The sequence below is a fragment of the Massilia frigida genome (assembly GCF_011682175.1).
Taxonomy (GTDB): Bacteria; Pseudomonadota; Gammaproteobacteria; order Burkholderiales; family Burkholderiaceae_D; genus Telluria_A; species Telluria_A frigida.
In genome coordinates this window covers 420,550-433,803 of the sequence record NZ_WHJG01000001.1, presented here as the reverse complement: position 1 = coordinate 433,803, position 13,254 = coordinate 420,550, and the positions used below count along the sequence as shown (strand labels likewise).

Genomic DNA, 13,254 nt, shown 5'->3' with positions numbered 1-13,254 from the left:
CCAAAGCGGCGCAGGCTCGTGCATTCTACTGTGAAAATTGCGGTTCGGGGAGGCTTGCCACTTATGTTCCGCGTAGCAACTTCAAACCGGTTTTTGCGGCCTGCGGCGAGCATTTTTGTTCAATAAGGATATCCCGGCCAGGGGCGCTGCAGTGCCTCTCAGGACGGCTAGTGCGCCAGTGCACGGCCGCGCGCCGGAGGCGCCCGCGGGTGCGCCGGAACACGGCCGGCGCTAATGTAACAGTGCTCCTGAACATTGATTATATGTAAATTTACTATTATATAATTGGAATGTTTGCATGGCCGGCCCACGCTCTGCGTGCCCCGAAAGCGCCCTTCGCGGCCAGTCCGAATGTCCGGGCGGCAGGCGGGGCGCGCGGCGCCCGCTTGCGCAGGCAAGCGGACCGGACATTATCGTGCCTGCTCTTATCTCCCCACATCGAGGAAAGCATGTTTGAAGCTGCCCGCATCACCGATCCCATCTCCCATACCAATGCGCTGACCGGCTTTCTGATCGGTGCGCTCATCGGCATTGCCCTGATCGCCGCAGTGGCGTTCGCCACCTTCACCTGCGGTTTCGGTGTCGCCCTGCTCGCCGGCCTGGCCGCCGGTCTTGGTGCGTCGGGCATCCTCAGTCTAGGCGAGGCGATCGGGAAAATGAGTACGACCGTGACGGGAACGCTGGTGACCGGTTCCCTCAACGTGTGGACCAATGGCCTGGCGGCGACCTACGCCAAAGTCAGTACCGCGGCGTGCAGCATGCACAACCCGGTGCAGCTGGTGGCCGAAGGCTCGGGCAATGTATTCATCAACAGTTTGCCGGCCGCGCGCAAGGATGACAAGATCACCTGCGGCGCCAAGATTTCCGGCGGCTCCTCGAATGTCTTCATCGGCGGCGGCACCGAACCCTATCTCCCGGTGGCCGACGAAATACCGCCCGGGCTGCGCACCGCAGTCGACTGGGCCTTCACCGCCGCCGGTGCGGTGGGCGGCATCGGCAAGCTGCTGTGCAAGGCGGGCGGAGGGCTGACGCGCGCGGTATTACCCTGCGCGGCCCGCTTCCTGGCCGGCTTCGCCGCCGGCGAAGCGCTCAGCCGCTACGTCATCGCGCCCGTGGTCGGACGCGCCATCGGAGGCTTGCTGGGCGAGCCGGTCGACGTCACCACCGGCCGCAAACTGCTGCTGGCGCAAGAGGAAACCGACTTCGTCCTGCCCGGCCAGATTCCCCTGACCGGCGCGCGTTTTTATGGCAGCAATCTGGAGCGCGTCGGGGACCTGGGGCGCGGCTGGGTACTGCCGTGGGAAGTATGGCTGCAGGCGCGTGACGGCAAAGTCTGGTACAGCGACGGCCAGGGCCGCGAAACCGGTTTTCCCATGATGCAGCCCGGGCATACGGAGTTCAGCGAGAGCGAGCAGTGCTTTTTGACGCGCAGCGCCGACGGCCGCTTCATCATGTACGACGTGAACGACGTGTATTACGACTTCGGCCAGCTCGACATGACGGGCGCCGCGCCGGCCCCGCTGCTGCGGATCGAAGACCGTAGCGGCCAATGGCAGCACTATGCCCGCGACGCGGCGCAGCGGGTGCAGTCGATCGACACCAGCGACGGCCAGATGGTGCGGCTGGCGTACGGCGCCCAGTCCGGGCGCCTGGAAGGCATCGAGCGCGTGCGCGGCGGCACGCCGCTCTGGCTGGTGCGCTACGGTTACGACAGCCTCGGTCAGCTCATCAGCGTGCATGACATCAACGGCAATCTGGCGCGCCAGTTCAGCTATGCCGACGGCCTGATGACGAGCCACACCAGCGCGCTCGGCTTCGTGTGCCATTACCGCTGGGAGATGATCGACGGTGCGCCGCGCGTTGTCGAATGCGGCAACAGCGAAGGCGAACGCACCCGCTTCGCGTACGACCCGGCGGGCCGCCAGACCAGGGCCACCGACGAACTGGGACGCAGCGCCCACTGGATCTACGATGCCCATTTCCAGGTCGTGCAATGCACCGACCTCGATGGCGGCGTCTACCGCATCAGTTACACCGACGCGGGGTCACCGGCCACGCTCGATCTGCCTGGCGAGCGCAAGGTCGCATTCGACTATGACGCCATGGGCCGCCTGGTCGGCGAAACCGATCCGCTCGGCCGCACCACCACCACCGGCTACGATGGCCACAGCATGCGCGTGACCCAGCTTGCCTTCGCCGATGGCCAGCGCTGGCAGGCGGAGTACGATTTTTCGGGGCGCCTGCTGCGCACCACGGATGTGCTGGGACGCGAGGAGCGCTACGAATACGACGAGACCGGCGTCAGCCCGCTGCCGCTGGTGCACGTGGACGCCCGTGGCGGGCGCCAGCAGCTGCGCTGGGACGAACGCGGCCAGTTGCTCTCGTACACCGACTGCTCCGGCAAAACCACGCACTACACGTACGACGTCAACGGCGAACTTGCCTCGTTCACCGACGCACTGGGCCAGGTCACGCGCTACGAGAACCTGCCCACGGGCGAGCCGGCGCGCATCGAGCTGGCCGACGGCAGTGTCGAAGAATATGTCTACGACGCCGCAGGCCTGGTGACGTTCGCGCGCCGCAATGCGACCCAGACCCGGCACTGGAAGCGCAACGCGCGTGGCCAGGTCATCGAGGCGGTCGACCCGGCCGGACACATCGCGCGCTACCGCTACGATGTGCGCGGACGCCCGGTGGAATTGGCGACGGCTCCCGACACCCGCTATCTGTTCAGCTACGATGCGGGCGACCGTCTTGAGCGCGAAGTACGCCCGGACGGGGTCGAGCGGCACCGCCATTACGATCCCGCCGGCGAGATCATCGCACTCGACGAACACGGTGCGCCCACGCCGGGGCAAGCCGGGCGCGCCCTGCGCACCACGCTGTTCACGCGGGACAAGGTGGGCCGGCTGCTGGTCAAGCAGACCGCTACCGCCATCAGCCGCTACGAGTGGAGCGCAGGCGACCTGTTGACCGGGACCGCGCGCATGCCGACCGAGGCCGGCGCCGCGCTGGGCGTCACCGAAAGCGCACTGCGCTTCGGCTACGATGGCGCCGGGCGCCTGATCGCGGAAGAGGGTGCCGAAGGCCGGGTCGACTATGAACTCGACGAACTCGACAACATCACGGGCCTGCGCCTGCCGCATGAGCAGCGTATCGATACGCTCAGCTATGGCTCCGGCCACGTGCACCAGATCCGCATGGGCGAGCGCGTCATCAGCGACTTCGAGCGCGACGACCTGCACCGCGAAGTCGCCCACACGCAGGGCACCCTCGTGCAAAAACTCGGGTACGACAGGCTGGGGCGGCGCCTGTGGCAGGCTTCCGCCCGCAAGACGGAGGCGCATGGCGCCGGGCTCGGTCTTTTGTGGCGCAATTACCGCTACGATCCGATCGGCGAGCTGGGAGAGCAGCGCGATAATATCCGCGGTGCCATCCAGTATCAGTACGATCTGGCGGGGCGCATGCTCAAGCAACACCGGGTGGCGGCGCATCGGTCGGAATCGTTCGCCTGGGATGCCGCGGGCAACTTGCTGGACGACGTGGCGCGCAAGAGCGGCGGCCGGATTGAAGGCAACCGCCTCAAGGCATGGCAGGATCTGCGCTTCGACTACGATCCCTGGGGCAAGCTGCTGACCAAACGCAAGGGTGCCCACCAGGTCCAGCATTTTTCCTTCGATGCGGACGACCGTCTGATCAAGGTGCGTACCCAGGACGCGTGGGGGACGGCGGAAACGCTGTTCGATTATGATCCTCTGGGGCGGCGCATCGCCAAGACCGACGTGCGCGGCGCCGCCGGGGCCAGCCCTGGAGAGGAGCGGCGGCGCTTCGTCTGGCAAGGCTTGCGCATGGTGCAGGAAATTCGCGATACCGCCCTGAGCTGTTATGTCTACAGCCCGGATGAAGGTTTCACGCCGCTGGCGCGCGTGGATACGGCCATCGGCCAGGGCGTGGCCCTGGCGGCGGGCAGCGAGCAGCCGCGTTCGCGCATTTACCACTTCCACACGGATCTGGTTGGTGCGCCGCTGGAGGTGACGGACGACAGTGGGGAGATGGCCTGGACGGCCAGCTATACGGCATGGGGCAAGGCCGACATCGGCGACGACACAGCCATGGCGTCGAGGATCGAGCAGCCCTTGCGCTATCCGGGGCAGTACGCCGACCAGAGCACGGGGTTGCATTACAACACGTTCCGGTTTTACGATCCGGACATCGGGCGCTATATCAGCCCCGATCCGATCGGACTGGAAGGCGGCACCAATCTGTTTGCCTACGTGCCCAACCCGACCGGCTGGGCGGACCCGCTCGGCTGGGACTGGAATTATCATTTAACGGACAGTTCGGGAAAAGTGTATTACCACGGCCGCGCGAGCGACAAGCAGACGATGGCGGATGTAGCGCGACGTCATGGCAATAACAAAGGCAAGGATGGCTTTCGCTTCGGAAAGGGCGACACCATGACCCGGATTACCGCGCCGGGCACGCCGAAGTTGACTGCCCAGGGAATCGAGGGGATCGCCATCAAGAAGACGGGCATCATCGGCCGCAGGAAAACGAATGGGGATCGCGTACGGGGCAATGCCATTGCCGGGGTCGACCCCAAAAAGAAAACCTCTCCCGCGAAAATCAGGGCGGGAAAGGCATATTTGAACGGGCGCGTACCAAGTCAAATGGGGCAGGTCTCGGGCACACCATTAAAGGGAACAAAATGTTGAATAAACCGGTTGACAAGAAAGCGCTTAAATTATTGGGGCAATACGACAGCGTATCGCAATCGTATGCCCGTTTAAAACGTCCTTTGGAGCCGGACGAACAAGAATGGATCGATATACGCGGCGTCACTTCCGATGAGGAATTTGCATACCTGAAAGAACAAGGGTTGGCATTCGACCCCGTGGACATGAAACATGATGAGGCGGTTCGGAAGTGCTTTGCGTATGCGAAGCAGTGCAAGAAATCGCACGTGACCGATCTTTTCCTGTCAAGTTTCACGGCGGAGCGTCTTGATTTTCGAAGCGGCCTCGCGCCATATGCGATGATGCAGACCATGCCTGACCACGGCTTTACAAAATACTCCGCCCCGGGCTTTTGCGCCGTCTGCTCCGCCGCTCCTGTCTATACCGACATGGATACCACCGACTGGAACGTGGATCGCTACAAGTATGGATCAATCGGGCTGCTGAAGGTGCCTTATGTTATCCAGTTCCACCTGGCCCAGCATCTGCAGCTTGCTCAACAAAAGCCGACGGCGGATGACTTCCGTATTTTTAATGCCATTCTCGATACGCTGCGTTCGGTGGATGCCAAGACCAAACCCAAGGATCTGCATAAATATCTGAAAAAAATCGAGGGTTTCAAGGCCACTAACGATCAATGCAGAGTATTGGTGGAAGCGTTGGGCATCGCGAGCATTCTGGAGACGGAGGAACATAAAGGCTACCTCACGCACTTCACGAATCCCGGTCTGGCGCCTTCAAAATCACACAGCTCCGATTGGGCTTACCCCGTCGATTTCTGGACCGGCGCCGATGGCGTCAACAAGAAGGCGCTCGCATTCTGGTTTGGCGACTATCCCGAAATACGGCTTGAATGACGGAGCCACGCGAACTCCGCATGCATCTTGCGAAGGAAAAATAGTGAATGCTCCAATTGACAAGAAAGCGCTTAAATTATTGGCGCAATACAACAGCATATCGCAAGCGTATGCCGGTTTGAAACGTCCATTGGAGCCTTACGAGCAAAGATGGATCGATCTGCGCGGTGTCACCACTGACGAGGAATTTGAATACCTGAAAGAGCACGGATTGGCATTCGATCCGGTCGACATGAAACATGATGAGGCGGTTCAGAAGTGCTTTGAGTATGTGAAACAATGCAAGAAATCGCAGGTGACAGATCTTTTCCTGTCGAGTTTCACCTCGGAGCGTCTTGATTGTCGAAGCGGTTTCGCGCCATTTGCGATGATGCAGACGATGCCTGACCACGGCTTTGCAACATCCTCCGCCCCGGATTTTTGCGCCATTTGTTCGGCCGCTTCTGTCTACACCGGCATGGATGTCACCGACTGGAACGTGAACCGCTACAAGCATGGTTCAATTTGGCTGCTGAAAGTGCCGTATGTAATTCAGTTCCACTTGGCTCAACATGTGCTGCTTGCTCAACAAAAGCCGACGGCCGAGGACTTCCGCATTTTTAACGCCATTCTCGATACGCTGCGAACGGCGGATGCGAAGACCAAACCCAAGGACCTGCATAAATACCTGAAAAAGATCGAGGGTTTCAAGGCGACCAACGATCAGTGCCGGGTATTGGTGGAAGCGTTGGGCATCGCGGGCATCCTGGAGACGGAGGAACATAAAGGCTACCTCACGCACTTCACGAATCCCGGGTTGGCGCCGTCGAAATCGCACAGTTCCGATTGGGCCTACCCCGTCGATTTCTGGACCGGTGCCGATGGCGTCAACCAGAAAGCGCTCGAATTCTGGTTCGGCGCCTATCCCGAAATACAGCTTTAGCCTCCGCCGCCCATCCGCAAGCGCCGCGTCAGGCGCGCATGCGTTTGGCCGCCGCCACCATGTTCGCCAGCGCCGCCTCGGTCTCGGCCCAGCCGCGCGTTTTCAGGCCGCAATCGGGATTGACCCACAGATTGGCCGCCGGGATCACCTGCGCCGCTTTCCTGAGCAGGCATTCGATCGCGTCCGTATCCGGCACCTTGGGCGAATGGATGTCGTACACGCCCGGACCGATCTCGTTCGGATAGCGAAACTCGCCGAAGCCATCGAGCAGCGCCATGTCCGAGCGGCTGGTCTCGATCGTGATCACGTCGGCGTCGAGCGCGGCGATCTGCGGCAGGATGTCGTTGAACTCGGCGTAGCACATATGCGTGTGGATCTGGGTCGCGTCGTGCGCCGCGCCGGCCGTGATGCGGAACGCGCGCGTGGCCCAGGCCAGGTAAGCGTCCCAGCGCGCGCGCCGCAGCGGCAAGCCTTCGCGCAGGGCCGGCTCGTCGATCTGGATGATGCCGATCCCGGCCGCCTGCAAGTCGGCCACCTCGTCGCGCATGGCCAGCGCGATCTGCAGCGCGGTCAGCGCGCGCGGCTGGTCGTCGCGCACGAACGACCATTGCAGGATCGTGACCGGCCCGGTCAGCATGCCCTTGACCGGCCGCGCCGACAAGCCCTGGGCGTGCACGGTCCAGTCGACCGTCATCGGGCGCGCCCGCGCCACGTCGCCATACAAGACCGGCGGCTTGACGCAGCGCGAGCCGTACGACTGCACCCAGCCATGCTGGGTAAAGGCAAAGCCGTCGAGCTGTTCGCCAAAATACTCGACCATGTCGTTGCGCTCGGCTTCGCCATGCACCAGCACATCGAGCCCGATGGCTTCCTGGCGCGCCACCGCGTGCGCGATTTCAGCCCGCATCGCGCTCTGGTAGTCGGCCAGCGGCAGGGCGCCACGGCGGAAGGCGGCGCGCGCGGCGCGAATCGCCGCCGTCTGCGGGAACGAGCCGATGGTCGTGGTCGGATACGCCGGCAAGCGGAAGCGCGCCCGCTGCAAGGCTTGGCGCGCGGCAAACGGCGCGCCGCGCCGGTCGGCGCCGTCCGGTAACGCCTGCACCCGGGCCGCCACGGCGTCGCTGTGCACGCGCGCGCTGCGCGCCCGGCTGGCAATCGCGGCGCGCGCCTCGGCCAGGCGGGGCGCATCGGCCCCGGCCAGGGCCGCTTTCAGGGTCGCCAGTTCATCGAGCTTTTCGGCGGCAAACGCCATCCACGAGCGTACTTCGGGGTCGAGTGCCGTTTCATCGGCCAGGCTCAGGGGTACGTGCAGCAGCGAGCACGAGGGCGCCAGCCAGAGTTCGCCGCGCTTGTCCAGCAGCGGCGCCAGCAGGCCGATGGCCGTGTCGAGGTCGGTACGCCAGATATTGCGCCCGTCGACGATGCCGACCGACAGCACCTTGGGCTGGGCCAGCCAGTCGCACACGCTGGTCAGTTCGTGGGCCGCGCGCACGCCGTCCACATGCAGGCCGGCCACCGGCAGGCGGCAAGCCAGGCCCAGGTTTTCTTCCAGCGGCGAAAAATAGGTCGCCAGCATGATGCGCGCGCCTGATTGCGCCAGCAGCCAGTAAGCGATCTCGAAGGCGTTGCGCCATTCCTGCGGCAAGTCCAGGCCGAGGATGGGTTCGTCGACCTGCACCCATTCCACGCCTTGGGCCTTGAGGCGCATCAACAAAGCGGTGTAGACCGGAAGCAGCTTTTCAAGCAGGCTCAAACGGTCGAAGCCGCTGTCGCGCGCGCTGCCCAGCCACAGGAAGGTGAGCGGGCCGATCAGGCTGGCCTTGACCCGGTGCCCGAGCGCCTGGGCTTCGGCCACTTCCGCCAGCAAGCGTTCGCCGGCCAGGGTAAAGGCGGTATCGGCGCCGAATTCCGGGACCAGGTAATGATAGTTGGTGTCGAACCATTTGGTCATGTCGAGCGCGTGGCTGCCGTGCGGCGCAGCGTGATCGCTGGCGCAGCAATCGCTGCGCTCGCCGCGCGCCATGGCGAAATAGCGCGTCAGGGGCGTGGCGGCGCCGTCGAACCCGAAACGCGCCGGTTCGCAGCCGAACAGCTGGATGTGGCTGGCCACCTGGTCGTAGAAGGCGAAGTCGCCCACGGTCACCATGTCCAGCCCGGCGCCGGCCTGCAAGGCCCAGTGGCGCGCGCGCAGGGCGGCGCCGGCCGCTTCCAGCTCGGCCTCGCTGGTGGCGCCGCGCCAAAAGGCTTCGAGGGCGGTTTTCAGTTCGCGGCGCGCGCCGATGCGGGGGAATCCAAGTACGTGAGTTTGCAGCGTTTTCATGATGTCATCGAGATTTCATTGTTGGTGTGTAAAGTCTGCGGCAAACTGTCATATAATCAAAACGAAACATTTTGCAGTTCCGCATGAAAAATTTTCATAGAACGAGGCCATGCTAGAACTCCGACACCTGCGCACGCTCACCGCCCTGCGTTCTTCCGGCAGCCTGGTGCGTGCCGCCCAGTTGCTGAACCTGACGCAGTCGGCCCTGTCGCACCAGATCAAATTGATGGAGGAGCGCTACGGCGGCCCCCTGTTCGAACGCAAGTCGCTGCCGATCGCGTTTACCGCCACCGGCATGCGCCTGCTCGACCTGGCCGACCGCGTGCTGCCCGACGTCGAGCAGGCCGAACGCGACGTGGCGCGCCTGTCGCAGGGCGACAAGGGCCAGTTGCGCGTGGCGCTCGAATGCCATACTTGTTTCGACTGGCTGATGCCGGTGATGGATGCCTTCCGCCAGCGCTGGCCGGAGGTGGAGATCGACCTGGTGTCGGGCTTTCACAGCGAGCCGGTCGACCTGCTGCGCAGCGGCCTGGCCGACCTGGTGATCGGCTCGGCCGGCGGCCCGGAATACACCGTGTTTCCCCTGTTCCGTTTTGAAATCCTGGTGGTGCTGGATCAGAAGCACCGCCTGGCCGCCCAGCGCCGCCTGGAAGCGCCCGACTTCGACGGCGAAACCCTGATCACCTACCCGGTGCCGGAAGAGCGCATCGACCTGATCCGCGAAGTCTTGCGCCCGGCCAATGTGCGCTTCGAGCGCCGCACGGCCGAGCTGACCGTGGCCATCCTGCAGCTCGTGGCCAGCCGGCGCGGGCTGGCCGCGCTGCCCAACTGGGCCATCAAGAATTACGTCGACTACGATTACGTGCTGTCGCGCCCGGTGGGCGAGTTCGGCCTGTGGAGCGACCTGTTCGTCTCGGTGCCGCCGGCGCTGGCCGCCAAGGCCTACGTGAGCGACTTCGTGGGCGTGATCCGCGAGCAGTGCGCGCGCACCCTCGACGGCATTACCTTGCTTAGCTGATATGTAGCCGGGGTAATTTGCGGCTGCGCGGCAATCCCCGATTGTTTTCGGTGAATAAGCTGATAAGATTGATTTTGCTCAAACTCGAACGGAATCGGGAAACTAAGATGGAGGACTTTGTCACGCTCTACGCTGTCAAAGACTGTCCATCCGAAAAGGGAAACCATGTTTTCAAGTTCTGACCTGTTGTTCCGCTCCATGCGGGAACTGTTCGACACCCAAGCGGGCATGTATCAGCGCAGCGTCCACGCAGCCATGGACGCCGGCGTGTCCGCAGCGGAAGTCAATGTCGATTCGATAAGAACCCTGCTCGCCACGGCCACCGTCGCAACCCGGCAGTGGCAATGCGTGGGCGGCGCCAGCAACTGGCTGACCCCGGTTCCGCGCGATGCATGGCAGTTTGCAATTTTCGGTCGGCCCCTGTTGGCCGCGCCGCCGGCCGGAGCTCAGCCGGGAACGGCGACCGGCACCTAGTGCCAGGCCGCTCACTTGAAACCTATTGGCCACCGCGCCAGAACACAGCACATCGGAGATTCACATGGAAGACGTCGTAATCGTGGCCGCTGGCCGTACCGCAGTCGGTAAATTTGGCGGCGCGCTCGCGAAAATCCCCGCCGCCGAACTGGGCGCCCACGTCATCAAGCACTTGCTGGCCCAGATCGACCTCGATCCGGCCAAAGTCAACGAGGTCATCCTCGGCCAGGTGCTGACCGCCGGCGTTGGCCAGGGTCCGGCCCGCCAGGCCGTGATCAAGGCTGGCATGCCGAACATGGTGCCGGCGTTTACCGTCGGTAAAGTTTGCGGCAGCGGCCTGAAGGCCACCCACCTGGCGGCCCAGGCCATCAAGTGCGGCGACGCCGACATCATCATCGCCGGCGGCCAGGAAAACATGAGCGCCTCGCCGCACGTGCTGCCCGGCTCGCGCGACGGTTTCCGCATGGGCGACACCAAGCTGGTCGACACCATGATCGTGGACGGCCTGTGGGATGCCTACAACCAGTACCACATGGGCGTGACCGCCGAAAACGTCGCCAAGAAATACGAAGTTTCGCGCGCCGAGCAGGATGAATTCGCGCTGCAATCGCAGCTCAAGGCCGAGGCCGCGCAAAAGGCCGGCAAGTTCAAGGATGAAATCATTCCTTTCGAAATCGTCTCCAAGAAGGGCACCGTCGTGTTCGACACCGACGAGTATCCGAAGCATGGCACCACGCTCGAGTCGCTGGCCAGCCTGCGCCCCGCTTTCGACAAAGCTGGTACCGTTACGGCAGGCAATGCTTCTGGCCTGAACGATGGTGCCGCCGCCGTCATCATGATGTCCGCTTCCAAGGCCAAGGAATTGGGCCTGAAACCGCTGGCGCGCATCAAGGCGTATTCCTCGGCCGGGCTGGACCCGACCATCATGGGCATGGGCCCGGTCTCGGCGACCAGGCTGTGCCTGCAAAAGGCTGGCTGGACCCATGAAGACGTGGACTTGATGGAAATTAACGAAGCCTTCGCCGCGCAAGCGATCGCCGTCAACAAGGAAATGGGCTGGGATACCAGCAAGATCAACGTCAATGGCGGCGCGATTGCACTGGGGCACCCGATTGGTGCATCGGGCTGCCGCGTGCTGGTGACCTTGCTGCACGAAATGGTCCGGCGCGACGCCAAGCGCGGGCTGGCCAGCCTGTGCATCGGCGGCGGCATGGGAGTTGCTTTGGCGGTAGAACGCGACTGAGCATCGTTGCGCGCAAGCGCGATGGCATGAAACGGGGCGACAATGAGCGCGACTGAGCATGGCTGAGTAGCGCTCAAGCGGAGCAAGGGCGGGTCCAAGCCGCCCCCGCGATTTGGTTGGAGTTGGTGTACAAAAACAGGAGAAGACAAAATGGCTAGAGTTGCATTAGTGACCGGCGGTATGGGCGGTTTGGGCGAGGCGGTCTGTTTCAAACTGGCCGCGCTCGGGTATCGGGTCGTCACCACGTATTCCCCTGGTAACAAGAAGGTCGAGGAATGGCTGGCGACCACCAAGGACATGGGCTACGACTTCAAGGCGTATGCGTGCGACGTGGCCGACTACGATTCGGCCCAGGCGTGCGTAGCGAAGATCCAGGACGAAGTCGGCCTGATCGACGTGCTGGTCAACAACGCCGGCATCACGCGCGACATGACGTTCAAAAAAATGGACAAGCCGAACTGGGACGCCGTCATGGCCACCAACCTCGATTCCGTCTTCAACATGACCAAGCCGGTGTGCGATGGCATGGTCGAGCGCGGCTGGGGCCGCATCATCAACATCTCGTCGGTGAACGGGCAGAAGGGCGCCTTCGGCCAGACCAACTATTCGGCCGCCAAGGCCGGCATGCACGGCTTCACCAAGGCGCTGGCGCTGGAAGTGGCGCGCAAGGGCGTGACCGTCAACACCATTTCGCCAGGCTACATCGGCACCAAGATGGTCATGGAAATCCCGAAAGAAGTGCTCGACACCAAGATCATTCCGCAAATTCCGATGGCGCGCCTGGGCAAGCCGGAAGAAGTCGCCGGTCTGGTCGCTTACCTGTCGTCGGACGAAGCCGCTTTTGTTACGGGCGCCAACATCGCCATCAACGGTGGCCAGCACATGTCCTGATCGCAGTAGGCAGTCGCAGGAACCGAAAAGCACTGCCTGCGGGTAGTGCTTTTTTTCACCAAGGATCACCATGGCGATCAGCGCCAAACCGTATTTACGCGAAATCTCGATCGCCGACGATGCCGAGATCGATTTCGACAGTTATCCCTTCCATATTCCCGCCGTGCGCGACATGGGCGTGATCGAGCCGCACGCCGATGTCACCTTTTTCGTCGGTGAAAACGGCGCCGGCAAGTCGACGGTCCTCGAAGCGATCGCCGTGGCGATGGGTCTGTCTGGCGAAGGCGGCAGCCGCAGCGTCTCGCGCGGACAGCAGGAGGTCTCGCCCCTGCACGACTACCTGAAACTGGTGAAGGGCTTCCGCAAGCCGGCCTGGTCCTACTTCCTGCGCGCCGAAAGCCTGTTCAATGTCTTTACCTATCTCGACGAGCTTCCTCCTCCGGGGAGACGGCCATCGAAGCATCTGCGTTCGCACGGCGAAGCCTTCATGGAGGTGATGCTGGAGTTTTCGGCCGGCGGCCTGTACCTGCTCGACGAGCCCGAGGCGGCGCTCTCGCCCAACCGCCAGCTGGCCGCGCTGTCGGCCATCGACCAGCTGGTCAAGCAGGATTGCCAGTTCATCATCGCCACCCATTCGCCCATCCTGCTGTCTTACCCGAACGCCAAAATCCTGCAGTTCGACGGCAGCGGCATCGCCGAAGTGGCGTATGAAGACACCGAACATTTCGCCGTCACGCGCGATTTTCTCAACCACTATCCCCGGCGCCTCCAGCAACTGCTCGCCGACGACTGA

9 protein-coding genes are annotated in these 13,254 nt (G+C 63.1%); 8 read left to right on the top strand and 1 reads right to left on the bottom strand.

Features of this window, described 5'->3' with window-relative positions; genetic code table 11:
* Positions 1–449 precede the first annotated feature (449 nt).
* The 3 genes from F2P44_RS01980 to F2P44_RS01970 are packed head-to-tail and all read left to right on the top strand — an operon-like array spanning position 450 to position 6,515.
* A complete protein-coding gene (locus tag F2P44_RS01980; RefSeq protein WP_167084512.1) occupies positions 450–4,715 on the top strand; it encodes an RHS repeat-associated core domain-containing protein in 4,266 nt (1,421 codons plus the stop codon).
* Positions 4,709–5,593 (top strand): hypothetical protein, encoded by an 885-nt coding sequence (locus F2P44_RS01975; RefSeq protein WP_167084510.1) that lies wholly within the window; start codon positions 4,709–4,711, stop codon positions 5,591–5,593. Before F2P44_RS01980 ends, F2P44_RS01975 begins: the two co-directional genes overlap by 7 nt.
* A 43-nt stretch (positions 5,594–5,636) precedes the next feature.
* The gene (locus F2P44_RS01970; RefSeq protein ID WP_167084508.1) at positions 5,637–6,515 is read left to right on the top strand and encodes a hypothetical protein; all 879 of its coding nucleotides are present in this window, start codon (positions 5,637–5,639) and stop codon (positions 6,513–6,515) included.
* Between the two features lie 28 nt (positions 6,516–6,543).
* Here F2P44_RS01970 and metE read toward each other — a convergent pair whose 3' ends face one another.
* A complete protein-coding gene (gene metE / locus F2P44_RS01965) occupies positions 6,544–8,835 on the bottom strand; it encodes a 5-methyltetrahydropteroyltriglutamate--homocysteine S-methyltransferase (protein ID WP_167084507.1) in 2,292 nt (763 codons plus the stop codon).
* A 109-nt stretch (positions 8,836–8,944) separates the two neighbouring features.
* Between metE and F2P44_RS01960 the strand changes: the two genes are divergently transcribed.
* The 5 genes from F2P44_RS01960 to F2P44_RS01940 all read left to right on the top strand — a co-directional run bounded on the left by F2P44_RS01960 (position 8,945) and on the right by F2P44_RS01940 (position 13,254).
* Positions 8,945–9,853, top strand: a complete 909-nt coding sequence (locus F2P44_RS01960) for a LysR family transcriptional regulator (RefSeq protein WP_167084505.1) — start codon at positions 8,945–8,947, stop codon at positions 9,851–9,853.
* Positions 9,854–10,018: 165 nt separating this feature from the next.
* Positions 10,019–10,327 carry a hypothetical protein gene (locus F2P44_RS01955; RefSeq protein ID WP_167084503.1) on the top strand — a complete coding sequence of 103 codons (309 nt, stop codon included), beginning with the start codon at positions 10,019–10,021 and terminating at the stop codon, positions 10,325–10,327.
* A gap of 64 nt (positions 10,328–10,391) precedes the next feature.
* Positions 10,392–11,570, top strand: coding sequence for an acetyl-CoA C-acetyltransferase (locus F2P44_RS01950; protein ID WP_167084501.1), 1,179 nt, complete (start codon positions 10,392–10,394; stop codon positions 11,568–11,570).
* A gap of 150 nt (positions 11,571–11,720) precedes the next feature.
* The gene (phbB, locus tag F2P44_RS01945) at positions 11,721–12,461 is read left to right on the top strand and encodes an acetoacetyl-CoA reductase (RefSeq protein ID WP_167084499.1); all 741 of its coding nucleotides are present in this window, start codon (positions 11,721–11,723) and stop codon (positions 12,459–12,461) included.
* Positions 12,462–12,531: 70 nt separating this feature from the next.
* Positions 12,532–13,254: an AAA family ATPase gene (locus F2P44_RS01940; protein ID WP_167084497.1), complete on the top strand. Its 723-nt coding sequence runs from the start codon at positions 12,532–12,534 to the stop codon at positions 13,252–13,254.